The sequence below is a fragment of the Desmonostoc muscorum LEGE 12446 genome (assembly GCF_015207005.2).
GTDB lineage: Bacteria > Cyanobacteriota > Cyanobacteriia > Cyanobacteriales > Nostocaceae > Nostoc > Nostoc muscorum.
In genome coordinates, this window is sequence record NZ_JADEXS020000001.1 from 6,868,847 (window position 1) to 6,891,956 (window position 23,110).

Annotated in this window: 21 protein-coding genes and 1 pseudogene; 17 read left to right on the top strand and 5 right to left on the bottom strand. The window is 42.3% G+C overall.

Features of this window, described 5'->3' with window-relative positions; all coding sequences use genetic code 11:
- Positions 1–164: 164 nt before the first annotated feature.
- Complete coding sequence (locus IQ276_RS28500; protein ID WP_235116351.1) at positions 165–1,646, top strand: hypothetical protein; 1,482 nt, start codon at positions 165–167, stop codon at positions 1,644–1,646.
- 158 nt (positions 1,647–1,804) lie between these two features.
- On the opposite strand, the gene IQ276_RS28505 is transcribed toward IQ276_RS28500, so the two are convergent.
- Positions 1,805–3,976, bottom strand: a complete 2,172-nt coding sequence (locus IQ276_RS28505; RefSeq protein WP_235116052.1) for an NAD(P)/FAD-dependent oxidoreductase — start codon at positions 3,974–3,976, stop codon at positions 1,805–1,807.
- A 160-nt stretch (positions 3,977–4,136) separates the two neighbouring features.
- Here IQ276_RS28505 and IQ276_RS28510 point away from each other — a divergent pair, with 160 nt between their 5' ends.
- The 3 genes from IQ276_RS28510 to IQ276_RS28520 all read left to right on the top strand — a co-directional run bounded on the left by IQ276_RS28510 (position 4,137) and on the right by IQ276_RS28520 (position 6,039).
- Positions 4,137–4,370: a hypothetical protein gene (locus IQ276_RS28510; protein ID WP_073644519.1), complete on the top strand. Its 234-nt coding sequence runs from the start codon at positions 4,137–4,139 to the stop codon at positions 4,368–4,370.
- Positions 4,371–4,421: 51 nt separating this feature from the next.
- The gene (locus IQ276_RS28515) at positions 4,422–4,598 is read left to right on the top strand and encodes a hypothetical protein (RefSeq protein WP_193922454.1); all 177 of its coding nucleotides are present in this window, start codon (positions 4,422–4,424) and stop codon (positions 4,596–4,598) included.
- 841 nt (positions 4,599–5,439) lie between these two features.
- The gene (locus IQ276_RS28520; protein ID WP_193922455.1) at positions 5,440–6,039 is read left to right on the top strand and encodes a class I SAM-dependent DNA methyltransferase; all 600 of its coding nucleotides are present in this window, start codon (positions 5,440–5,442) and stop codon (positions 6,037–6,039) included.
- Between the two features lie 357 nt (positions 6,040–6,396).
- Here the strand turns inward: IQ276_RS28520 and gntT are convergent, their stop codons facing one another.
- Both gntT and IQ276_RS41065 read right to left on the bottom strand, forming a co-directional pair.
- Positions 6,397–7,782: a guanitoxin biosynthesis MATE family efflux transporter GntT gene (gntT, locus tag IQ276_RS28525; RefSeq protein WP_193922456.1), complete on the bottom strand. Its 1,386-nt coding sequence runs from the start codon at positions 7,780–7,782 to the stop codon at positions 6,397–6,399.
- Between the two features lie 395 nt (positions 7,783–8,177).
- A pseudogene (locus tag IQ276_RS41065) lies at positions 8,178–9,280 on the bottom strand (ISAs1 family transposase).
- A 1,165-nt stretch (positions 9,281–10,445) separates the two neighbouring features.
- Between IQ276_RS41065 and IQ276_RS28540 the strand changes: the two are divergent.
- The 8 genes from IQ276_RS28540 (at position 10,446) to apcA (ending at position 14,267) form a co-directional block, all read left to right on the top strand.
- A complete protein-coding gene (locus IQ276_RS28540; RefSeq protein ID WP_193921434.1) occupies positions 10,446–10,961 on the top strand; it encodes a response regulator in 516 nt (171 codons plus the stop codon).
- A 61-nt stretch (positions 10,962–11,022) separates the two neighbouring features.
- Positions 11,023–11,982, top strand: a complete 960-nt coding sequence (locus IQ276_RS28545; RefSeq protein WP_193921425.1) for an orange carotenoid protein N-terminal domain-containing protein — start codon at positions 11,023–11,025, stop codon at positions 11,980–11,982.
- A 29-nt stretch (positions 11,983–12,011) separates the two neighbouring features.
- The gene (locus IQ276_RS28550) at positions 12,012–12,194 is read left to right on the top strand and encodes a hypothetical protein (protein WP_235116053.1); all 183 of its coding nucleotides are present in this window, start codon (positions 12,012–12,014) and stop codon (positions 12,192–12,194) included.
- Between the two features lie 298 nt (positions 12,195–12,492).
- A complete protein-coding gene (locus tag IQ276_RS28555) occupies positions 12,493–12,723 on the top strand; it encodes a hypothetical protein (protein WP_190876427.1) in 231 nt (76 codons plus the stop codon).
- An 86-nt stretch (positions 12,724–12,809) separates the two neighbouring features.
- Positions 12,810–12,947 (top strand): hypothetical protein, encoded by a 138-nt coding sequence (locus IQ276_RS28560; protein ID WP_190876426.1) that lies wholly within the window; start codon positions 12,810–12,812, stop codon positions 12,945–12,947.
- 62 nt (positions 12,948–13,009) lie between these two features.
- A complete protein-coding gene (locus tag IQ276_RS28565) occupies positions 13,010–13,195 on the top strand; it encodes an NblA/ycf18 family protein (RefSeq protein WP_193921423.1) in 186 nt (61 codons plus the stop codon).
- Positions 13,196–13,266: 71 nt separating this feature from the next.
- Positions 13,267–13,446: a CAB/ELIP/HLIP family chlorophyll-binding protein gene (locus IQ276_RS28570; RefSeq protein WP_193921422.1), complete on the top strand. Its 180-nt coding sequence runs from the start codon at positions 13,267–13,269 to the stop codon at positions 13,444–13,446.
- Positions 13,447–13,784: 338 nt separating this feature from the next.
- Positions 13,785–14,267, top strand: a complete 483-nt coding sequence (gene apcA / locus IQ276_RS28575; protein WP_193921420.1) for an allophycocyanin subunit alpha — start codon at positions 13,785–13,787, stop codon at positions 14,265–14,267.
- A gap of 138 nt (positions 14,268–14,405) precedes the next feature.
- On the opposite strand, the gene cimA is transcribed toward apcA, so the two are convergent.
- Positions 14,406–16,103, bottom strand: a complete 1,698-nt coding sequence (gene cimA / locus IQ276_RS28580; RefSeq protein WP_235116054.1) for a citramalate synthase — start codon at positions 16,101–16,103, stop codon at positions 14,406–14,408.
- 76 nt (positions 16,104–16,179) lie between these two features.
- Here cimA and IQ276_RS28585 point away from each other — a divergent pair, with 76 nt between their 5' ends.
- From IQ276_RS28585 to IQ276_RS28605, 5 genes are all read left to right on the top strand, one after another.
- The gene (locus IQ276_RS28585) at positions 16,180–16,518 is read left to right on the top strand and encodes a 2Fe-2S iron-sulfur cluster-binding protein (RefSeq protein ID WP_073644517.1); all 339 of its coding nucleotides are present in this window, start codon (positions 16,180–16,182) and stop codon (positions 16,516–16,518) included.
- Between the two features lie 16 nt (positions 16,519–16,534).
- Positions 16,535–16,936, top strand: coding sequence for a hypothetical protein (locus tag IQ276_RS28590; protein WP_193925716.1), 402 nt, complete (start codon positions 16,535–16,537; stop codon positions 16,934–16,936).
- 92 nt (positions 16,937–17,028) lie between these two features.
- Positions 17,029–19,050 carry a glycine oxidase ThiO gene (gene thiO / locus IQ276_RS28595; protein ID WP_235116055.1) on the top strand — a complete coding sequence of 674 codons (2,022 nt, stop codon included), beginning with the start codon at positions 17,029–17,031 and terminating at the stop codon, positions 19,048–19,050.
- A 236-nt stretch (positions 19,051–19,286) separates the two neighbouring features.
- Positions 19,287–19,457 carry a photosystem II assembly protein Psb34 gene (gene psb34, locus IQ276_RS28600; protein ID WP_190876418.1) on the top strand — a complete coding sequence of 57 codons (171 nt, stop codon included), beginning with the start codon at positions 19,287–19,289 and terminating at the stop codon, positions 19,455–19,457.
- Between the two features lie 650 nt (positions 19,458–20,107).
- Complete coding sequence (locus tag IQ276_RS28605; RefSeq protein ID WP_193920205.1) at positions 20,108–22,321, top strand: tetratricopeptide repeat protein; 2,214 nt, start codon at positions 20,108–20,110, stop codon at positions 22,319–22,321.
- 86 nt (positions 22,322–22,407) lie between these two features.
- Here IQ276_RS28605 and IQ276_RS28610 read toward each other — a convergent pair whose 3' ends face one another.
- Positions 22,408–23,088, bottom strand: a complete 681-nt coding sequence (locus tag IQ276_RS28610; RefSeq protein ID WP_193920204.1) for a class I SAM-dependent methyltransferase — start codon at positions 23,086–23,088, stop codon at positions 22,408–22,410.
- Positions 23,089–23,110: the final 22 nt, after the last annotated feature.

The following is a 23,110-nucleotide window of genomic DNA, read 5'->3' on the forward strand; positions in this document are numbered from 1 at the left end:
GGCATCAGTCTAGATACAAAATGGGTAATACCGATTGATGACTAATTACTCGTGCTTAGAGAGAGTTAAACTTAGCTTCTAGAGCAAACCCTGATCGGACATAGTTAATTGGCAATGCTAACACCAGCAGTGCTGAATATTTTTAAGCGGGTGGGTCAAGAGTGATGAATGAAGCTGACACCTCAAATAAGGGGGCTGTGATGGAATCCCTAAATTCTGCTAATTCGCCACAATCAAAGCAGGCGAATTGTCCCTTTTACTCAGTTATGCCTAATGACAATATGGCAATTTCCAAATTGCCACTGCTCATGCCAGCTGATGATACACAATTTTCGGAAGATACTACCCAGCAGGACTGGGTTGCAGAGCCTGAAAGCAGCAAACAAGCACTTATTGACTCGGAATTTCAGAAGCTGCTGGCATTGAACGAAGAATTACGTGCAGCTAACAATAACTTATATCAACAAGTAGAGCAGCTAAAAGACAACCTAACCGAGTCTGAAAAGGTTTTGCAGTGGCAGAAAACGCGTTCTAGCGTTAGTGAGTCGATGCTCAACCAACAAACTCAGGAATTAGCCGCTGCTCAAGAACAGATCAAGTCGCTATTTCAAGAATTAGAAACTGCTGTACAAACTGTTCAACGCCAGGAAGTTTTTATTGAAACTCATAAAGCACAGCTAGAAATTAGTCAACAACGCCTTGCCCAGCTAGAACGGGAATGTACGTTGCTACACACGAATAACAACGAACAGTCTCAGAAGTTATTGCAATCAGAAAACGCTTGCCGCGAGTTACGCACTAGACTTATGCGCCAACAACGCCAGACCCTGCAATTTAAGGCGGCTCTGGAGAAATGTTTAGACACACCTGTTCCTGGCTATGATTCCTTAGACGATACTGCAAAACATCCCAAAGACATCACCTCTTCACAAGGAAGATTTTCTCGAAAAGCTCGGTCTTTGTTTCCTAATGCACAGCCAATTAAACCTTGGTCAGCAGAACCAGAATGCTTGAGTGATAATTCAAATACTTCTTGGGGAGAACCGTCACCACCACTTCCATTCCAAAGAAATCAACCCACTCCGACTTCCTCATCTTCTTGGAACTGGTCAGTTAAAGAAGACACGCCAAAACCAGCGCAACCGGCTTCTTCTCCAGAAATTGATAATTCCCCAGAAACAACAGAAACTGTTTCACCTCCGGAGTCAGCAAACTTAGATCAGCAATTAGATAGTCTCATCCAAATGTTTTTCACCTCCCAACCTGCATCGACATCACCACCCCCTGCGGCAAAAACCGATGTGGATAGTAATGCGGGTGATGCGCCTGTATGGGAAACTTTGGCAACAATTCTAGAAGATGATGAAGAAGTAGAAAATCCACAACAGGAGCAGTTGGAGGCAGAAATCAACCCACCTACAACTACCTCTACTTCATCTGGTACTCAGATATTTGTTGAAGAAGCCGAAGACTACTGGTCAGAAGTTCCACAATTGACACAGTTGGAATCGTCTCCAGAGTCATCAGGTGATAACGCCAATGATGCCAATTCACCCTCACCCGTAGTTTATCCCCAGCGTCCACCTAAAGGGCGCAAGTCATTGGCATCTGTGGAACTGCCGAATTTTCGCCCCAAGGAGAAATAGTGGGAGATGGGGAGATGAGGGGGATGAGGGGGATGAGGGAGCAGGGGAGGCAGGGAGCAGGGAGCAGGGAGCAGGGGAGAAAATCTTCCCCTCTGCCCCCTGCCCCCCTGCTTCTTCCCACGCCCAATGCCCCATGCCCCATGCCCCATGCCCTATAACTAATGACTAAATTTCTGAATTACGGCTTTTGGGCTAGTTTTTGCTACCTGAGTAGCCGATCGCGGTTTGCCTGTGGCGATCGCGTAATTAATCGCTAGCAGCCGCAACCACAATGCCGGATTTCGGGGTTCTAGCCAAGAACCTACCCGGCTCAAAAACTGTGGGAACCACGGACTCAGTAAAGCGCTAATCAGGGCATGACGAGAAAAGCTAAAATAACTGCCAAGCCATCGCACTAAATCCTTAGGCCCAGCAAGTTGCCAAATCCATAAAAGCAAGGCTGGATTTTTCTTTGCTGCTTTGAGTGCTAAGCGGTTAAAGGTTAACCAATCACATCTGTCTTTGATGAAATTATCTGCCACCTCTGGAGGTTCGTCTGCTAACAGCCCAAAAAAGGTGTTGAGCATCGAATTAACCCGCTGGGGTGGTAAAAATTTGCCTGTGGGTACCATCATGCCTTTGGAAAATAGCCAAGTCACTGAAACGTTACTTTGGTAGGCGCGAATTTGGTTTAAGTGTTGGAAACTCAATAAGTCATGTTTGAGGGCGGTATCCAATAGCTTTGTTAAGCGCTCTAAGTTACGAACTAGAGAACCAAAACCGGTGAAAATCAAGGGAGACTGGAGTGATGCAGCATCACCGATGGCAATCAAGCGATCAAAAGCAATTGTGCGATCGCGACTCCCGACACTAAAATGCCCCGGTATATAGCCAAATGTTGGCTTTTTCCACACCAATTTGTCCATATCGCATCTGCGATACTCTGGCAATATTGTGAAAAAGTCCTCGTACATCTCCAGCAAGGAACCAGGATTTTCAGCATTGACTTCATGATAATGAAATAAATAAATCGTCAGTTCTTCACCTGCTGCGGGAAATAATTCCCAAATCAACTGTCTTCCCCGCGAAATATCCCCGTGACTGTAAAGAACGTCTCCCAATTGAGAATCCCATACCCCCGGTTCAAATCCGCTCTCAATTGCCGCTCCTACCGTCGGACACACGCTGTCAAAGGCACGACCACCATTTAATTGCCAAGCAATGGGGGAGGCTGTTCCCATCGCATCTACTAGTAGTCTCCCAGTGACTTGTTTTTCAATTTCACTGGGTAAATGCTTGACTTTTATCGCAACTTGTGATTCATTTATATCTGCACGGATAAACTCTGTTTCATCCCAAATTTCTCCGCCTGCCGCTTGCAACTTTTGCCCACATAGTTGCAGCAACTTTTCGGAATCTAAGCCTAAATTTAGCACTGTGGGTGTGTGCAATACAGGCGATCGCAGTTTACTTGGATTATTAGCATCAAAAAACTTATTGAATCCATCTTTGTATTCTCTGGCAATGATGGTTTCTAACTCTGCGGGGGTGATTAAACCCAGGTTAAGTAAGCTTTGAATCTCATCGCGGGAAATATTCCATTCCCGGTTCATCCGCCCAAAGGGCATTCGTTCCAGCAGCAAGACTTTATATCCAAGTTTTGCCATCACTGCCGCATGGATGACGCCTAGTGCGCCCCCGATGTAGATGATGTCGTAAATGGGGGATGAGGGAGATGAGGGGGATGAGGGGGATGAGGGGGATGAAAGAATTAATTTCTCTCCCCCTGCTCCCTCATCTCCCCCTGCTCCCCTACCTCTTCCCCAGTCACCTTGACTCGAAAACACCACCTGCCGGGGCTGCTGCGGATTCCGTACCCCTTGGCGCCATCGCTGTTCCCACCAGTAGGCACGTTTGAGGTCATATTCGCCGTTGGGCATTTTCTGAAAATACTTGACGGTGAGGGGGTAGTGAGGGGCTAGGGCTGCAAAAATCGATTGCTCGGATAAATCGATGGCTGGCGGTTCCGGATAATGATGCGGAAAACGGCTTCTGATTTCTTTGATTAGGTGTTGCAGAATTTCTTTCTCGTTGGGAAAGGGTTGTTCTGCCCAACGAAACACTTTTAGATAGGTAGTTCGTTGCACTGACCAAATAAATACAGAAAGTTCTCCAGGCAAGTTTTCGGAAATTGCAGCGCCAGCGGTTGTAGTAGCGGTGGTGATTTTGAGACGGAAGCCTTCCGGGGTTAGCACTTTTTCCCCATATGCCGGTTGAAAATCTGTTTGCAACCAGTTACGCACAGCAGCGATATCCGCAGTTGGAACTTCTAAATAAAGGATTTCTTTCATCTTTTCCTGACATCTCCCATGAATCTATTCACAAAGACAGATTTTATCAAGGCGCAAAATAAGGTAAACTCCGCCCTATTAGTTACGTAAAGATTCAGTGAAGAAATTTTAAGATTTTGTCAAATTTATTGTTCATTTTGTAAAACTGTAAACCCACGCCATGAATTATCCCATTCCAGACAGCCCCCAGGAAATTGTAGCTCTGCGACAACAGCCGATTGATGAAGAACTAGTTGCCAGTGCGATCGCTGGAGTTATTAAAATTGTCCGCGCTCAGGGTCAATCTTTGGAAGAATTAACCGCTCAGTTGCTAGCGGAAGATCCATTGTTGGATCAGCAACAACGTCGCTGGTTGAGCCAATTAGTTGCCCAATCTTGGGAAAAGTTCTCTTAGAATGAAAGCGATCGGCGATTGAGCATCTAAATAAATATTGGAATATTAGCAATGCCTGGGTTGGGCTGCGCCTACGCATTTTCGATGTTACAGGAGAATGATTATCTGTCTGGATTTGCTTGCAATTTTGGATTCATGGCTGACAAGCAACTACATTCAGTAGACCGAAAACTTTTGCGATCGCTCTGTGATGATTACCTGTCTAAGTGGACTTTTGTTGAAAATTAGTAATTTTAAATGCTAGTGTTGAATGTCTGAGTTTATCTTGTGACATAAGTAAAGTTAATAAATCAGCCAAACGTAAGAGCAAATCTAGCAGCAGAACACGATCATGTTGTAATTACAGGAATTTTGTCAAAGAGTTGCGAGAAAATTGAACCAGAGAAATATCTGGTTGAGCTATGACTGCAACTACCCCAGTTCTAACTGATAGTAAAACTTTGAACGAAGTGGTTAACTGTTTAACTGAAAACATTCCAATTCAGACTCAAGGTAAGTGTGAACAAAGAAATATTTTTGAAATTTTAATTCGATTCTATTTGTTGGTTTATCTTTTTTAATTATTAATATTTGGATTTATCTAGTGTGGCATTATCTGAGTCGCTTCAAAAGAAGTACTAGACAAGTTTTCTCTGATTTATTTACCCTTAAACAAATGCTTGAGTTTCTACGTCAAGCAGTAGATCGCAACTATGGGGTAGCCTGCCAAGTTTGTTTACCGTCCGGCTGATTTGGGTTGGTTTTTGGGGATGATTAATAAGTTCAGTTTATCATCTATCACAAGCAATCAGCTTTTGCACTTTTTTCAAAAAACTGTATCACACAATACTATTTTTTAGTGATCGCAAAAGTTTTCGGTCTACTGATACTACTTAGACCTAGCCCCTTTAAGTTTTTCAAAAGTTAAGGGATTGCGATCACAATACCACTCTCTATCAGGTTTGTTGCGCTTTTTTGTACAAATTTCAATAATTGAACCGTATTGAATTATTATGAGGAAAGTCAAGGTTGAGCTTTGCACTTGACTGAATTAACCCGTCGAACTCATGTAAAAATAGGAGATATGAGAATGAATAAAAAAAATGATGTAGAAAAGTATTATGATAATTTTTCTGATAAATATGATGAAGCGGCGAAAAGCTCTGAATGCAATGTTCAAGTTTATGATGAAGCTAAAAAAATATTTCTGAAGTATAATCATCAAACAGGGAGTATCCTAGATGTAGGATGTGGGACAGGACTGCTAAGTGATGTTCTCCAAGGTAATTTTGAATATACAGGAATTGATGTTTCAGGAGGTATGCTGAAATATGCTTCTGAACGAGGTTATAAAACCATACATCAGACCATAGAAGATGGTCTTCCTAAGATTGAAAATAAATCTTACGATTTTGTTGTTTCTTTAAGCGCATTGTTCTTGGTAGAAGATATCCATATGTCTCTCAACCAGATTGCTAGAATAGCTCGAAAAGGTATTCTAATAGGGCTAGATCGTCTAACAGATGACTATATTAAAAATGCTTATTTGCCCGTTTACGATCATTCAAAAATTAATATTCCAAATACTTTAGAAGACTATTTGTTCTTGGGCTGGATATCTCCAACTCTTGGTACTCCTATTTACACACGAATGATATATATAGAGCTTGATGAGAAAGCTCTCAATTGATTATAACCCTCACAATGTCGATGGATTATACCAATTCGTATTAAGAAAGTCAGGACTGGTCTAAGTTTTGAGGTTTGAATCAGGACTTACGCAAAATTATGAAAAAGCGAACCACAAAGGACGCAAAGGACAGGAAGAAATAAGGGTTGCAGAGAGTTTTTGCGTAAGTCCTATGAATGTGTTAGTGGATTTTAGAGAATTGGTATTAGTTCTTCAGTTAGCTTGAAGAAATAGGAATTTACCCGATAAACCTGTGCAGTGGTTCACGGTTTATCGGTTGGTAAATTTCAACCAGAAAAATCCATGCTTGTGAGTTGTTGCCAGGAACTTAGAGAAGTAAGAGTTAATTTTTGAATCCTAGTTAAAAGGTAACTTCTTAGCAATTGTGTTGGTATCTATCAAGGAACCACCATCCTCAACATCACTCCTAAATGTCCTAAGCAACTGTACCCCAAGCATCACCATTCTGATAGCATAAAACAAACACAAAGTCAACCACAAGATATGGTTACTCGAAAACTTAATAGCGGCAAAATCAGTAGGGATAAATCCCACTATAAGAGCGGCTAAACTCACATTGCGGAGGGTATGCCCTTGTGCTAAACCCAAGAAGTAACCATCTAGCATAAAACTGATTGAACTATATATTAGGACGAGTAGCAACCAGGGAACAAAAATATGAATGTTTTCGGTAACTTCGGTGTGGTTGGTTAACAACCCAAAAACAGTATCGGGAAATAGCCAACACACTCCGCCGATAGACAGTCCCACCAGCACAGCAGTTGAGACAGAAACACCCGCTAGGGGTGCTAACTGTTGTGAAGCTCCTTTTCCTTTAAAATTTCCGACTAGAGTTTCTGTACTGAATCCCAATCCTTCTACAAGATAAAAACTCAAATTGCATATCTGTGCAAGCAAGGCATTTTGAGCGTAGATAATCGTCCCCATCTGTGCGCCCTGATAAGAAAACGTTAAGGAGGTAAACATAAAAACTAAATTGCTGACAAATATGTTTCCATTGAGGGTCAAGATAGATTTTATAGCTCTTATGTCCCAAATTTTTCCAACTACGGCTTGTACCTTAAGCCACTGTATTTCTGTGCAGAAAAATATTAATCCCACCAACAAGGACAGATATTGGCTTGTTGCATAGGAAACTCCAGCACCCGTACTTTCCCATCCCAAGTGAATAATAAATAGGTAGTCAAGTGCGATTTTTGAACCATTACCAACCACAGACAACAGCACAACCAAGCCGTTTTTTTCTTGTCCCAGAAACCAACCTATCAGAACGTAATTGAGCAAAACCGCAGGCGCTCCCCAGATTTGAGTGTTGAAATAGGCTAGACCTGAAGATTTGATCTCTGGGGTAACATTTAGTAGGGTAAACCCCAACTCCCCCAAAGGGTGCTGCAAGAGTACGAGCGCAATTCCCAGCACTAAAGCAATTAAACCATTACGCAATCCTACCAACAACACACCTTCAGTGTCATCTCGTCCAACTGCTTGCGCTGTTACTCCAGTAGTCCCCATTCGTAAAAAGAGTAAAACAAAGTAGAGAAAGTTAAGCAGGTTTGCAGCGAGAGCGACTCCAGCGAAGTGATGGATTTCTTCAAGATGACCCAAGAAGATAATACTGACTAAATTAGCCAGTGGCACCATAATATTTGATAGGACATTGGCAAGAGCTAGTCGGAAGTAGCGAGGTACGAAGTCATACTGGCTTGAAAACGTCAGGTTCATAGATTAAGAGTACGATTTTTGATGATTTTTTTAACGAGCGCTGAAATAGAATTTCAGGCATAAGAAACGCATCTTAATTTACTAATAAAAACTAATAAATATTTCAAAATGAAATAAGTAATCGTCAAAAAGAATACATCAAACAACAAAACAAATCAACAACTTTTTAAAAATATAATTGGCTTAGGGACTTCCAGAGAATGAAATATACAACTCTTTAGAATAATAATCATTCCGGTGAGGGAAGGGAGAGGTTGCAGGGCGAACGCATCTAAAGTACTCTTGATCACGACCAAGATTCAGTAGACCGAAAAGTTTCGCGCTCGTCAAAAAATAGTAACCTGTGATACAGTTTTCCCTTGAATTCAAAAGAGTTGATCGTTTTTGAGCCAGGGCTATTTCATTCTAAAAAGCTGCTTGAGTGTGTCTAGTCCAAAAGAACATAAACGTTGAGCTTGTGCCATATTTTTAAACATATTGTTTCGGTATAAATTGAGTGAAAAATTGCGAGTGAGCGCAAAAATCTGAGGTAAGGGTGTAGTGCGAATTCGGGATGCATCTTCACCTTGGGTAACGTCCCGAACGTAATGAACTTTATTCTCAACACCCCAATATCCTCTGATTCGTTCAGCTATTTGTTGAGCCGTTTCAGTTAGAGATGAAATGTAATAACGAGTCTCAGTAGTTACTTCAATTACATTGTGTGTGAAAACCTGACGTTCTGATTTGACTTGAATCAAAGTGGTAAGTCCAGGCCAAGGACGAATACCATCAAGATTTTGACAAATACTGACATGTCGCTTTTCGATTCGACCATGACCTTTATTTATCTGCTCAAAAGAAAATTCCGGTGTAAAATTAGTTTTGATATCTTTGAATAAACTAGGTTGATTCCCTTTCAAGGCAGCAATATAATCATTGCCACTGTTGATAATCAACTCACAAGTTTTTTTTGTGTATTAATAGCATCAAAGGCAAAAACTACTCCCCTGAGAGCCAGTTTCTCAATCAACTCAGGTAATGCTTTTATTTCGTTGGTTTTGGCATCAACTTCAAACGGTTCTAAAATCAATCCTCGCTCTACAAGGTAAGCACTGACCAACATAATTGCTGGGTGGGAATCAGAATGTGGATTATCATTTTCTACTTGATATGAGCCTTTGAGGACTTTACCATCCATACCAACAGTTTCTCCAGGCAGTGGTTTGATGTCAAAGAAATTCGCAAGGCATACGGAATACTCTTCGTAATTTATGTGTAATAAATTACGACGGACTGTACTGTAAGAAGGAAGCCTATTCTTTGTCGGTTTCAAGAGGTCTATCAACTCCTCACGGTAGCTTGAAATCCAATCTCCAATTGCTAGAAATCCTTTATTGCCTGCGGCGATCGCCAATGTGAACAGCGCAAGACATAATGGTAGAGTATGTCGCTGTCCGGCGCGGCGACGGGGGTCTTCTAGACCTGCAAAAGCTTTGATAATTTCGATTTCAGACACGGTAGTAGATACTTGAAGTAGAGCTGGCGATGAATTCTACCATATTGCGTCTACATTTAGAATGAAATAGCCCTGTTTTTGAGCAGTCATAAAGGAAACTTATGAATCAGTCAAGAGAATCAACCATTACTAGTCCTACGTCAAACACACTTCATTGACTACCCCATAATGGCGGTCTATAGTTTGACGTAAAAATTCCAGCATTTGTTTGAGAGTAAATAGATAAGAGAAAGCTTTTTTACTACTTCTTCTTAAAGTACTAAGATAATGCCATAGTAGATAAATCCAAATATTAATAATTAAAAATGCTAACGCTACAAATATAAACCTAATGGTTGGATTTTTAATAGTTGTTTTGATGCGGCATTGGTTTTTCATCCGATAGCTGCTCTCAATTCCGAAACGCAGACGATAGTCATCATGTATTGAATGTAATGACAACTTAACTTTATGGATAGCATAAACAAAAAACTCTCGTCCAAGCGAAAAGTCTTTTTCCTTTTTTATATGTACAAACTATTCCTACGACAAAGGTGACTGAACCATATTTGTCGCTGTTCAACGTGTAAGTAGTTCTATAACTACGCCGCCCTCTAATTAATTGTCTAGTCCCTCCATGTTTACCTCGGATAATAGCTGGCATCTCAAAAGGGATATTTAAAGCTTGCAACCACCGAATTACCGGGACACAGAAAAACTCTCTATCTAACGGTTGACCCCAGAGGTCTGGAGTTTATTTATTAGCTTTTGTTATCAATTGATTTTTCTTAAAAATCCCAAAATATGTATTCTTTAATACAGTTAATTCAACAAAAGTCTGATTTAGAATCTGTTTTTCAGAGCGATCGCGAAACTTTTCGGTCTACTGAAAGTCAAGTCTTCACAAATATTTAAACTAAACAGTTTAGTTTGCGCTTGGTAACAGCTTCGTCAGTTCTTCCCCAAAACACCAGTTTAAAAAACTAGACGGAAAAAAGGAATTCAGATTTGACCTTTTCTTAATTTTTATATTGTAGTTAAACAAATAACCCTAGAAATGAAACATCACCCTGTCATGGTGTAGGGAAATCAATAAGACATCAGTCACCCGACACCCGGTTAACTCCTTTCAAGAGTTACCAGGTTTTTAGCACTGTTTGCATGTGAAATCATGATTGGGGCTGGGATGTATCCAAATAATAGATTTCCGACTAATCTTCAATGCCTCCAAGGGCTGCGAGTACTCGTTGTAGATCATAATGGCGATTTCTCCGATTCGATCGCCCTGCTGCTGCAACCCTATGGTGTGGAGGTGCAAACAGCATCTTTAACTCAGCAAGCTTTGGAAATATTTGTCCAATGGCAACCTGATGTCCTCGTGAGTGACATTGCCTTGTCAAAAGAGGGTGGCTATCCCCTGATTCAACAAGTGAGAACTCAGGCGGGAGAGCGAGGGGAAGCGGTGCTAATCATTGCTGTGACGGGCTATGCCAATAAAAAGATACTTCAAAGTCCTCTGTATGTTGGGTTTGACCTGTTGTTCACAAAACCCCTGGATTTTAATGAGTTTCTTGCTGTGCTTGCCTGTTTAGCAATTTGTCAACAGTCCTCATACACTATCGCTCAACGAATTTTGGGTCATGTTCCTAGACACGATCGTCTAAGTCTTGAAAAGCAGTTAGATTTGGTATTTCCAAGTTAGCATTACCATTTTTGAACCATATCAATAAATTAATGTAATTTCGTTTTGGAGATTTTGAAAAATGTCGTTTACTATCGAATCTGCACGCTCCATTTTTCCTGACACTCAAGTTGCTAATGCGATTCCAGTTACCGTTGAATCATTCAATCAACTCAGTGCTGAGGATCAGTTGGCTTTACTTTGGTTTGCCTATACTGAGATGGGAATTACAATCACTCCCGCTGCTATGCAGGTAGTCAACATGGTCTTTGCAGAAAAAACCCTAACTCAAATCAAGCAGATGTCTACCGGAGAGCAAACGCAAGTTATGTGCGATCTGGTTAACCATACTGATACGGACATCTGCCGTACATACTCATCTTTCGGCACAAATGTCAAGTTGGGCTTCTGGTATGAGTTAGGCGAGTGGATGAAGCAAGGAATCGTTGCTCCCATTCCAAAAGGTTATAAACTTTCTACCCAGGCATCAGATGTCCTCCAAGCTATCCGTCAACTTGAAGGAGGCCAGCAACTCAGCATATTACAGGATATTGTCGTTAACATGGGGTATGTCCCAACGGTTGGCACTCAAAAAGTCAAAGAACCTGTTGTTGCACCTAAAGATATCGCACCACGACCTCAGGTCAACATTAAGGGCATCGACAACTTGACAGTCCTAAGCTACATGGAGAATATGAACGCCTTTGACTTCGAGGCGGCTGTGGCTTTATTTGCTGAAGATGGTGCCTTGCAACCTCCTTTCCAAGAACCGGTTATTGGTCATGAGTCGATCCTTACATATATGCGTGAAGAATGCTATGGACTCAAGCTGATTCCGGAAACAGGAGTGTCTGAACCAGCAGAAGCAGAGTTCACCCGGATTAAAGTGACGGGTAAAGTGCAAACTCCCTGGTTTGGTGAAAGTGTTGGCATAAATCTAGCATGGCGGTTCTTACTCAATCCCCAAGACAAGATTTTCTTTGTGGCGATCGATTTGCTGGCATCTCCCCAAGAACTACTGAACCTGGGCTTCGTAAGGTAGAAGAGCTTGACAGTGATGAGCGATCAACTGTGTGTTTTCAGCCTGAGCGATCGCTCAGGCTGAAAATCATCCTCAAAATGGCGGTTTACCTTGCGCTTTGGCAAAGCCTAGACATTCAACTGACTATGCATGATCGGGCGTATAGCCTTTGGCACGGAAGCAAAATATATCACTATTTATTTTATTTGGCAATAAACATTGCAGTTTTGTAACAAAAGTGTTAGATTTAATTTATAAAACATCACAAAACCAAAAAGTAAAACTTATAGAAAGCGGTTTAGTGATTTAAGAATTCGGTAGGCTGAACGACTACGCCATCGAATTTTTGAAAGTACGTGATGTATGAGCCTCAGTTTAGCTTCATTCAGTATCCAGAAAAACGAGCAAAAAGTTTTTGCTCTTAGCCCTAGCAAGCCGGACTAGGTGCGATCGGTCTGTTCACTGGCTTGTAGGAAATTGAACTTCACCATATATCCTAAGCACTTTTCCAAAATATTAAGGATAAAACCAATGAGAACTAATGTTGCCTTAACTAATCCTTCTCTGTTTAGTCCCGTTGTCTTCGGACTCGGTTTCAATCACTTTGAGAAAATCAACGCAACTCAGGCCTGGTCACTGTTTTTCACTGGTGGTAGAGGAGATCAGGCACTTGGACTTAGCCCCACAGTAGGGCGTTTTTTCAACTTCAGCTTGCTCGCTATTGCAAGTATTCTTTGGATTTTCTTGTTCAGACCTTTCTAAACGAGGGTGAATACGAGATCAGGCGCTAACGCCAACGACTGAGAAATCAAAGATCGCATTAAAGTAACCTCGATTGGAGAATCATTATGTCGAAAGAGAAAAAAGGCAACAAAGAAGCCAAAAAAGCCAAAAAGAAATCTGATGGTACTAAAAAGCAAAAGAAAGACCCCAACAGACATGATGGACCTGCAACACGCATAACAAAGAGTTCAAATGAACTTTAAAACATAGCTAGTGCAACATCGAAGTCACAATTTTCACCCTAATTCAGTTACAGGAGGCATCAATGGAACTAACTTTAGAGCAAGAATTTAGCCTTAGAAGCTTTACCGATCAGGTGCAGCAAATGTCCCGCGAACAAGCTCAAGAATTCTTGATTTTGCAGTATAAGCAGATGATGATTCGGGAAACGATATATCAGGACATTCTGAAACAACAGTGGAAATTAGATCTGGATTTTGCCTCTCTCTAAAACCACCGAAGCAATCCTGACTTTCCACAACTGAGTAATTCCTTACAGTCACAAAATTTGGAGTATCAACCATGTCAGCTAACACAAACATCGCTTCTTCAATGAACAATCAGCGCAATGCTTGGCTTTGGGGCTTTACACCTCAGACTGAAGTCTGGAACGGTCGTTTAGCCATGATTGGCTTCATATCCGCCGTTCTCATTGAAGTTTTTTCTGGTCAAGGCTTGCTTCACTTCTGGAATATTTTGTAGGTCAGCAGTTGCAGTTTAACCAATATAGGCTGCTCGATAGCTAAGAAGTTAATCTAAACTTCATTTTGAGCTTTGAGTTCGAGATGCTTGTCTTAACTTTTATGACGTAGTTAATCAAATAACCCCACAAATAAAACAGTACCCTGTGATGCTGTAGGGAAGGAAATAGTAAATTATCACCTTGTGCTTTGTTCATTCTGGAGGCATCACACTACTCAACTCTTAGAAACAAAAGTGATTGAGGGTGAGAACTTGCACAGTTTGCTCTCGCAGGTTCAAGGTGTAAATAATTTAACCGTTTCAGATAGACCTAATTTAAATCTTTCAGGAGTTAACTAATGAGTGTTATTACGAAAATTATTTTAAATGCAGATGCCGAGGTTCGCTATCTCAGCCCTGGAGAACTCGACCAGATCAAGATGTTTATTACCAGTAGTGAGCGCCGTCTACGCCTTGTGCAAGCTTTAACTTTAAGCCGCGATCGCATTATTAAACAAGCCGCAAGCGAACTTTTCCAAAAGCGTCCAACCCTTGTTTCTCCGGGTGGTAATGCCTACGGCAAAGATATGACTGCCACCTGCCTGCGGGATATGGATTACTACCTGCGCTTGATTACTTACAGCGTTGCCGTTGGAGATGCTACACCAATTGAAGAAATCGGAGTCATTGGTGTTCGCCAAATGTACAAATCCCTCGGCACTCCAATTGAGTCCGTTGCTGAAAGTGTCCGTGCTATGAAGAACATCGCTATCTCGATGTTGTCTGGAGAAGATGTTGGCGAAGTTGGTACTTACTTCGATTACCTAATTAACGCTCTCTAGTAAGTAGACACCAGGGGCGAGCGAGTGCGTTAATTGAACTTCAGCTACGCCCAAAAGTATTGCACAAAAATGAGAGGCGATCGCCTCTCATTCTCATTAAATAGTGTAAAAAGTCATTACACTACAAAGTCCTATTTGTCAACTCGAAGCTTTCACGGCTGCTTCAGCTTGGGAGTGCAACAACAAACCATATTCCAAGCCTTCCACCACAGCTTGATAGGAAGCTTCCAAAATGTTGGTAGAAACTCCTACCGTTGTCCAGCGTTGATGACCATTGCCCGATTCTACTAACACACGGGTTTTCGCCGCAGTGCCCGTATGTCCGTTGAGAATCCGCACCTTGTAATCCGTCAAATCAAAAGTTGCAATTTGGGGATAAAAGTTCACCAAAGCCTTGCGTAAAGCTGCATCCAAAGCTGCAACCGGGCCGTTCCCTTCCGCCGCCTCCAAAATATTTTTACCCTCAACAGCAACTTTGATTGTGGCTAAAGCGTTGCTAGCTTCTTTTCCCTCAATCAAATCACAGTGGACTTGAAAACCCTTGACTTCAAAAAACTTTTGGCGTCCTCCCAAAGCTTCATGCATCAACAGTGCAAAACTGGCTTCTGCTGCTTCAAATTGAAATCCTTCACTCTCCAAATCTTTGAGGCGCTGGAGAATTTGCTTAGCCTCTGCCTTTAATTGATCCAATTCAATGCCAAAACTGCGGGCTTTAGCTAAAACATTGCTCAGTCCCGACTGTTCCGAAATGACGATGCGGCGACGATTCCCCACTTGTTCCGGTTGCATGTGTTCGTAAGTCAGGGGATTACGTTCCACAGCGGATACATGAATACCACCTTTGTGAGCAAAAGCCGAACGTCCTACAAAGGGCGCATGTTCATCAGGAGCAAGATTAACCACCTCACTCACAAAACGACTCGCTTCTGTAAGTTGTGTTAGCTGGTCTCCTGAGATACAACTGTAACCCAGTTTAAGTTGTAAATTGGGAATTAACGAACAGAGGTTAGCATTCCCACAACGTTCACCGTAACCGTTAATTGTGCCTTGTACCATCTTTGCCCCTGCCATAACGGCGGCTATTGCGTTAGCAACCGCCATTTCCGAATCGTTATGAGTGTGAATTCCAATTTGGGGCATTGGGGATTGGGGATTAGGGATTGGGGACTGGGAAGATTCTTTCCTATTTCCTAGTCCCCAGTCCCCAGTCCCCGATACACAGTCCCCAGTCACCGTTACCACATCTTGGACAATTTGGCTAACTTCATGGGGTAAAGTGCCGCCATTGGTATCACACAGGACTAGCCACTCGGCACCAGATGCGATCGCTGCCTGTAATGTCTGTAAAGCATAATCTCGATTGTGCTTATAGCCATCAAACCAATGTTCAGCATCGTAGATCACGCGACGCCCTTGAGAACGGAGGTACTCAATAGTGTCACGAATCATTGCTAAATTTTCTTCCAATGTCGTCTTGAGTCCGGTTGTGACATGTAAATCCCAAGACTTGCCAAAAATCGTCACCCAGCGAGTTCCCGCAGCTAAAATCGCTTGTAGCATCGGTTCTTCTGCCGCACAGGTGTTGGGGCGTCGAGTCGAACAAAAAGCAACAACTTCTGAATGTTTGAGCGGATCTTCTTGGAGTTGCCAGAAAAATTGTACATCCTTGGGATTAGCACCAGGCCAACCGCCTTCAATAAAGGGGATTCCCAGTTGTTCGAGTCTTTTGGCAATGCGTAACTTATCTTCTATCGAGACAGATAGCCCCTCGCGCTGAGTGCCATCCCGTAGTGTAGTGTCATAGAGCCAAAGTTGAGGTGAAGAAATTGTGGTCATAAAACTCGGACCGACGAGACAACTTTCGAGGCGATATGTCAATATACAACAAAAAGCCAGTTTGGCAATTTAAAAAATGCCTAAGGTACTAGCTCAAGGTAAAACAATTGAGTGTGAGCAAGGAAGCAATCTCCGCACAATTTTGCTGCAAAATGGTATTGACCTCTACAATGACGGTGCTAAGGTAATAAACTGTCGAGGTATTGGCAGTTGTGGTACCTGCGCGGTTAAGGTAGAGGGCGAAGTATCAGTAGCGAATTGGCGCGATCGCACACGGCGTTCGCTTCCTCCCCATTCTCCTACAACAAACCTGCGTTTAGCTTGCCAAACGCAGATTTTAGGCGATGTGAATGTGACAAAATTTGATGGATTTTGGGGACAAGGTTCTCGAATAGTGTGGACACCAAAAGGTTAAAAAGGAGTAAAACAAGATGGGTAGATGGACACCCCTAATATTAATGGCTGGAGGTCTAGCCATTTTGCTTGGTACATTACTAGGCATCAACTTTCCTATGGGCGTACAAACTGCTAACAATCCTGGCGGCAAAGCAGCGAAAGTTCTGCCAGCTAATATTAATGTTAATAGCAGTGCTGGCAGCCAGAACAATGAAACTGCAACTGAAGAAACTGAAACAACCCAAACAAATCCAAATCAGCGCTCCATTGTAGCGCCAAGACCTGATAACAGAAGCAACCTTGCTCAGAATCCTTCCGATTCAAACTCATCTCCTGACAGTACAACAGACTCTAATACAGACTCTAATACAGACACTTCTGGAACAGACACGCCATCAAGCAATTCCAGCAGCGAACCAATTCGAGCTTTGTGGTAAAGGTTGTTAGTCTTTAGTTATTCCTTTATTAGTTATGATTTATTAGTCATGCACTAATGATCAATGGCTAATGAGCAATGACTAAATGACTAATGACTAGTGAAATTGTAATTATTGGTGGCGGCGTTATTGGTTTAGCGATCGCCATTGAACTAAAACTGCGCGGGACACATGTCACCGTGCTTTGTCGTGATTTCCAGGCTGCTGCTACCCACGCCGCCGCCGGGATGTTGGCACCAGATGCCGAAAAAATCCCGGATGGGGCGATGCGTTCCTTGTGTTGGCGATCGCGTGCTTTATATGCCGACTGGACGCGTAAACTAGAAGAATTGACCGGCTTAAATACCAACTATTGGCCTTGTGGTATCCTCACACCCGTTTTTGAAGAAGCAGGGGGGCAGGGGGAAGGGGGCAGAGGGGAAAAATTCTTCTCCCCTGCTCCCTGCTCCCCTGCTCCCTGCCCTTCTTCCCCCGCTTACTGGTTAGACAAAGAAGCAATCAATCAATATCAGCCAGGATTGGGAGCAGAAGTAGTCGGTGGCTGGTGGTATCCTGAAGATGCACAAGTTGATAATAAGGCTCTAGCTCAAGTACTGTGGACAGCGGCCGAGTCTATTGGTGTTGAACTCAAAGACGGCATTACAGTAGAAGGATTTTTACAGCAACAAGGACAAGTTGTTGGCGTGCAAACCAATGCTGGGGTAATTCGCGCCGCCCACTATGTTTTAGCCTCCGGTGCTTGGTCAAATGAGTTGTTACCGCTACCCGTGCGTCCTCGAAAAGGGCAAATGCTGAGTGTGAGAGTACCGGAATTTGTACCAGAATTGCCCTTGAAGCGGATTTTGTTTGGGCAAAATATTTACATTGTACCGAGACGCGATCGCTCCTTGATTATTGGGGCAACAAGCGAAGATGTTGGTTTTACACCCCACAACACCCCAGAGGGGATTCAAACATTACTACAAGCTGCCATCCGGCTGTATCCGCAATTAAAGCATTATCCCATACTCGAATTTTGGTGGGGATTTCGCCCAGCCACCCCCGATGAATTACCCATCCTGGGCACCAGCCATTGTCAAAATTTAACCCTTGCTACTGGTCATTACCGCAACGGGATTCTACTTGCGCCCGTCACAGCAGCATTGATAGCCGATTTCATCTTAGAACAAAAATCTGACCCTTTACTTGCTGATTTCCATTACTCGCGCTTCCAGTCCAAGCCATCTACCCGCACTTCAATGCTGACTCACTCCGCCAATTTTTCCAATGGACACCGTACCGCAGACGCGATAAATGCAGACGCGATGAATCGCGTCTCTACAAGTTCCCCACTGATTATTGCGGGAAAAACCTTCCAATCCCGGTTGATGACTGGAACTGGTAAGTATCGCAGCATTGAAGAAATGCAGCAAAGCATCGCCGCCAGTGATTGCGAAATTGTGACTGTAGCGGTGCGACGAGTACAAACCAAGGCACCTGGACATGAAGGTTTAGCTGAAGCCTTGGATTGGACAAAAATCTGGATGTTGCCTAATACCGCAGGTTGTCAAACTGCGGAAGAAGCCATTCGGGTGGCACGTTTGGGGCGAGAAATGGCGAAATTGTTGGGACAGGAAGATAATAATTTTATCAAGTTAGAAGTAATACCCGATCCTAAGTATTTACTACCTGATCCTATTGGGACACTCCAAGCAGCAGAACAACTAGTTAAAGAAGGTTTTGCAGTATTGCCCTATATTAATGCTGACCCCATGTTAGCCAAGCGATTGGAAGATGTAGGCTGTGCTACAGTGATGCCCTTAGCGTCGCCCATTGGTTCTGGACAAGGGCTGAAAACAACCGCCAATATCCAAATCATCATCGAAAATGCGAGTATACCAGTGGTGGTAGATGCTGGGATTGGTTCCCCCTCAGAAGCCGCCCAGGCGATGGAATTGGGAGCAGATGCCTTGTTGATTAATAGTGCGATCGCTCTTTCTCAAAACCCCCCAGCAATGGCTCGTGCCATGAATTTAGCAACAGTTGCCGGTCGTCTAGCATACCTTGCAGGTAGAATGCCCATCAAAGACTACGCCAGTGCTAGTTCACCTCTGACTGGGACGATTAGTGGTTAGGGACTGGGGACTGGGGACTGGGGACTGGGGACTGGGGACTGGGGACTGGGGATAAGCAGATGGGGGAACAATTTGCAACAAATCTTTCCCCTTGTCCCCAATTCCTGTTGTCCCTCCATCCTCTTCCCCAGTCCCCAATCCCCAATCCCTAATGTAACGATTTGTCTACCACTTTCAGAGCCGATCTACCATTTTATGTAACATTAAATGAAGAATAAAGATAAAGGAATTAATTCATGCCTTATACAACCGAAGAAGGCGGTCGCCTGAACAATTTTGCCAAGGAACCAAAGGTTTATCAAGCAGAACCTCCTACGGAAGGGCAAAAGCGAACCTATATCATACTAGGAATCGCCGCTACAGCTTTGGTTGGTGGCTTAATTGTAGTTGCCTTCTTTGTTTCCTAAAACGGTTGAGCGTAAAACATTTTAATAAAATTTCATTTTTGTAGTTTTTCAGGTTCCGATTTCAGGAGGAACCTGCTTTTTTATTTTTTGTTAAAATTGAGTTAGTAATTAAGTATAATTACATACTTTATTATTCTACCAAACTGGGATAAATAGTCTTGTTTGGAGTTCCACCGAACAGTTTGCTAATTAGGACTTTTAATCCAAAATCCAAAATTGCTATTATCCTTAGCAGCACAACATCTACTTCCAAATCATTTTCATAATCAAATTTTTAGGGACTTCCAAAAAAAAATATCCAATTAACTCTTGTGGGGTGGGCGTCTCGCCCGCCCTATGGACTGGGCGGGCAGGATGCCCACCCCACAATAGGGAGCAACGCGAAAAAGTGAGATCATCGTGAAAAGAGCTTTCTTAGGCAGGGGGAGCAGGGGGAGTGAAGAGAAAATCTTGTTTGTTTATACTAAAATATCCCAAAATACACTTATTTCTTTCTCTCCCCCTGCCTCCCCTGCCTCCCCTGCCTCCCCATCTCACAAAATCGCATTGCTCCCCCACAAAATTGGATAATTTATTTCTTGGAGTTCCCTTAGCTGACTTCGATGCACCCACAAAGGTGATATATACTGTGTTTTGGCTCTTTAGCCGCCATGAGCGTGAATGATACTGCACACAACGACAATTCTACTTGGAATCGGCAAGTATACCAACGCTTAAAACTTGCCTTAAGTCTTGGTTTACGACGACAACTTTTTTTGGCAGTATGTGATGATTTACACTTGAGAAACCAAGTGGCAGCCCGTTTGCATTCTACATTGGCTTATCCTGTGGGACAAGTGCTATATCAGCCATCAAATACCCAAGAAAATAGCACTCCAGCTTATCCGCGATTAGTCACGTTACGTTTGAATTTAAACGATCCCAATCCCATAATTCAGATTAATCAATGGTTGGCTAATTATCCACCGCCAATTGTTGGCGCATCAAAAGATACTCCAGGAAGGCCTTCTCCAATACCTGCATTTCAGATTGTAGGCGTGGAGCAGCTAACCAAGGAACCAGTAGCAACACAGCGTTTATTTTTGCATTATCTTCGGTTGAGCGAGCAATATTTTTCTACCCAGGAATCCAGTCGATTTTTAGAATCTAACTTGCTGTTGTGGATACCGCGTCCTTGGCTGTCTGCTATCCAACAATCAGCACCACAGTTTTGGCGTTGCCGTACTGGCGTATTTGTGTTTGCCGGAGAACCCACACCAGCAAATCAAAATTCGGGTTATCCAGAACGTTTTTCTAATTCCAGAAGTTTGGATGTAGGGAATCTTGAGCATTCTATTTTAGATGAATCTGTTAGCCAAGCAGAACTTAAAACAACAGTTAGCGAATTAAAATTTGAGAATAATTCTGCTTTCCCTGCACAGACACAAGCAAATAGCGTAGATAAAACCCAGGAAATTGTGGCACCAATCATAGATTTATCGAAGACTTTGCCACAAAAGCAGGAATCTACTATTAGATCTGGTAGTGGAAACGATCAGCAATTACTATCTTCTTTATCTCATATTAGCAGTGAATTAACGGAATTAGTATTAGCATCAATCAACACCAAGATTATTCAAGATACAGAAGATTACTGGCAACCGCAGCAAATTTTATTGGAGATTGAAGAATTACATTTACAGGAACTTCCTGGGGAAGTACTAGCAGAAGCTTATCATCGCTTAGGCAACTTATACCGCCTTCGCATTGAGCAAGGAGAGTCAACTTTAGAAAATTTGATGGTGGCAATTATTGCCTATCAAGAGGCAATTAGCTATGACGAAACTTCGCCGCAAATCCCAGATATTTTGAATGATTTGGGTACACTTTATTGGATGTTATCCCGGACGCCACCTAATTCTCAAGAGGGACAAACTTATATAGAACAAGCAATAGAATTTTATCAGTTGGCGTTAAATACGATCTCACCCCAGACACATCCAGAAACTTACGCCCGCGTGCAAAATAATTTAGGGACAGCTTATGGTGATTTAGCTCGTTTTTCTCACCCGTCGGAGAATTGGCAACAAGCAGTTTTAGCTTACAGCGAAGCACTCAGCTACCGTACAGCGGATATGGATTCATTAAAGTATGCTGCTTGCCAAAATAACTTGGGTACTGCTTACTGGCATTTAGGGCAATATAATCAACCGATTGTGCATTTAAAGAAGGCGATCGCAGCTTACAACCAAGCACTTGTACACTACAACCCCCAAGAGGAACCGCTCAAGTATGGCATGATTCAAAACAATATCGGTACTGCCTATTGGAATCTGGCACAATACGAACAACCCGCCGAAAATTTACAACTAGCTATTGATGTTTATAGCGAAGCTCTAAAATATCGTACCCCAGCTAATGTTCCTAGTGCCTGCGCCGCCACACAAAATAATTTGGGTACTGCCTATTGGCATTTAGCAAATTTATCTCAAACAACTAAAGAAGCACGACAAAAATACCTACAATTATGCATTAATGCTTACGAAGAAGCTATAGCTCTGGCTCATTCCCTGAGCGGTAATCCTTTAAGTTTTGATTTGCTTGCCTCTCATAATAACTTGGGACTGGCACATTATCAGTTAGTAATAGATAAATCTTTTAATGGGGATAAAGCAACACGTTCACAACATTTAGAAGTAGCATTAGATCATCATTTACAAGCTCTAAATGGATTAGGTAAACAACCAGAAGCTTATCAAACAACCTTTAGTTATTTAGTGAAAACTATTCGTGCTTTTCATAATGAATTAGGGATACAGGGACAAAATCTAGCTTTATCGAAAGTTCCAAGTCAGTTGTTGCCAGAAATTTTGTCAAAGCTATAGTTGAAGAAATTTGAATTAAGTCTAAGATTCGGAAATTATAACTAATTAGCTGGGCTTGATATCAATTCTAAACAAGCTTTTTAAAGCTAAATTGGTCGATACCCACCAAATACTGTAAAGCTAAAATTTTTGTACCAGCAATCCACATTTTGAAACCCCGCGGCTTCTAACCAACTAAGTTGAACATCTAAGGGTGTCATACAATCGTATTCCATGCGTTTTTGTGCAGCCTTAAGATCCTCGTGTGAAATACCCAAAGCAAGTACAGAATTCAGCCAGTGTTGACGATAGAGTTTTTCTAAATCAGTAGTTTTTCCCAACACCTGATCGGCGTTAACAAACATCCCTCCGGGATTGAGAATATTGTAAATTTTTTGATAGAGACTTTGCTTATCAGAATCTGGCAAATGGTGAATGGATAAGGCTGATATAACAAGATCATAGGAATCGCCCAAATCAACTTCTACATAGTTCCCAATTAAAATTCGGGGAAATTTTCCCATCTTACTAAATCGAAACTGAGCTTTCTCCAGCATCTCAAAAGCTAAATCCACTAAGGTAAATTCGGCATTAGGAAAGATTGATTGAACCATACCTGAGTAGAGTCCAGTACCAGCACCCAAATCTAAAATTTTCAGTGATGCCAAGCGATTACTTGGAATAATTTCAACTGCTGTTTTATAAAAATCATCAAAACAGGGTATTAAAATACGACGCAAGTTATCATAATCTGCGGCGGAGTTATTAAAAGCTTCTTGAATATTCATTGCGTCAATTATTAATAGAGGT

Excerpts from the sequence above, each read along its gene's own strand:
- psb34 (WP_190876418.1), top strand. The coding sequence starts at position 19,287 with ATGCCTTATACAACCGAAGAAGGCGGTCGCCTGAACAATTTTGCCAAG.
- gntT (WP_193922456.1), bottom strand. The coding sequence starts at position 7,782 with ATGAACCTGACGTTTTCAAGCCAGTATGACTTCGTACCTCGCTACTTC.
- cimA (WP_235116054.1), bottom strand. The coding sequence starts at position 16,103 with ATGACCACAATTTCTTCACCTCAACTTTGGCTCTATGACACTACACTA.
- IQ276_RS28515 (WP_193922454.1), top strand. The coding sequence starts at position 4,422 with ATGCCTGGGTTGGGCTGCGCCTACGCATTTTCGATGTTACAGGAGAAT.
- IQ276_RS28560 (WP_190876426.1), top strand. The coding sequence starts at position 12,810 with ATGTCGAAAGAGAAAAAAGGCAACAAAGAAGCCAAAAAAGCCAAAAAG.
- IQ276_RS28505 (WP_235116052.1), bottom strand. The coding sequence starts at position 3,976 with ATGAAAGAAATCCTTTATTTAGAAGTTCCAACTGCGGATATCGCTGCT.
- IQ276_RS28585 (WP_073644517.1), top strand. The coding sequence starts at position 16,180 with ATGCCTAAGGTACTAGCTCAAGGTAAAACAATTGAGTGTGAGCAAGGA.
- IQ276_RS28565 (WP_193921423.1), top strand. The coding sequence starts at position 13,010 with ATGGAACTAACTTTAGAGCAAGAATTTAGCCTTAGAAGCTTTACCGAT.
- IQ276_RS28520 (WP_193922455.1), top strand. The coding sequence starts at position 5,440 with ATGAATAAAAAAAATGATGTAGAAAAGTATTATGATAATTTTTCTGAT.
- IQ276_RS28555 (WP_190876427.1), top strand. The coding sequence starts at position 12,493 with ATGAGAACTAATGTTGCCTTAACTAATCCTTCTCTGTTTAGTCCCGTT.
- IQ276_RS28570 (WP_193921422.1), top strand. The coding sequence starts at position 13,267 with ATGTCAGCTAACACAAACATCGCTTCTTCAATGAACAATCAGCGCAAT.
- IQ276_RS28540 (WP_193921434.1), top strand. The coding sequence starts at position 10,446 with ATGTATCCAAATAATAGATTTCCGACTAATCTTCAATGCCTCCAAGGG.
- IQ276_RS28605 (WP_193920205.1), top strand. The coding sequence starts at position 20,108 with ATGAGCGTGAATGATACTGCACACAACGACAATTCTACTTGGAATCGG.
- IQ276_RS28610 (WP_193920204.1), bottom strand. The coding sequence starts at position 23,088 with ATGAATATTCAAGAAGCTTTTAATAACTCCGCCGCAGATTATGATAAC.
- IQ276_RS28590 (WP_193925716.1), top strand. The coding sequence starts at position 16,535 with ATGGGTAGATGGACACCCCTAATATTAATGGCTGGAGGTCTAGCCATT.
- IQ276_RS28500 (WP_235116351.1), top strand. The coding sequence starts at position 165 with ATGAATGAAGCTGACACCTCAAATAAGGGGGCTGTGATGGAATCCCTA.
- IQ276_RS28545 (WP_193921425.1), top strand. The coding sequence starts at position 11,023 with ATGTCGTTTACTATCGAATCTGCACGCTCCATTTTTCCTGACACTCAA.
- IQ276_RS28510 (WP_073644519.1), top strand. The coding sequence starts at position 4,137 with ATGAATTATCCCATTCCAGACAGCCCCCAGGAAATTGTAGCTCTGCGA.
- thiO (WP_235116055.1), top strand. The coding sequence starts at position 17,029 with ATGACTAGTGAAATTGTAATTATTGGTGGCGGCGTTATTGGTTTAGCG.
- apcA (WP_193921420.1), top strand. The coding sequence starts at position 13,785 with ATGAGTGTTATTACGAAAATTATTTTAAATGCAGATGCCGAGGTTCGC.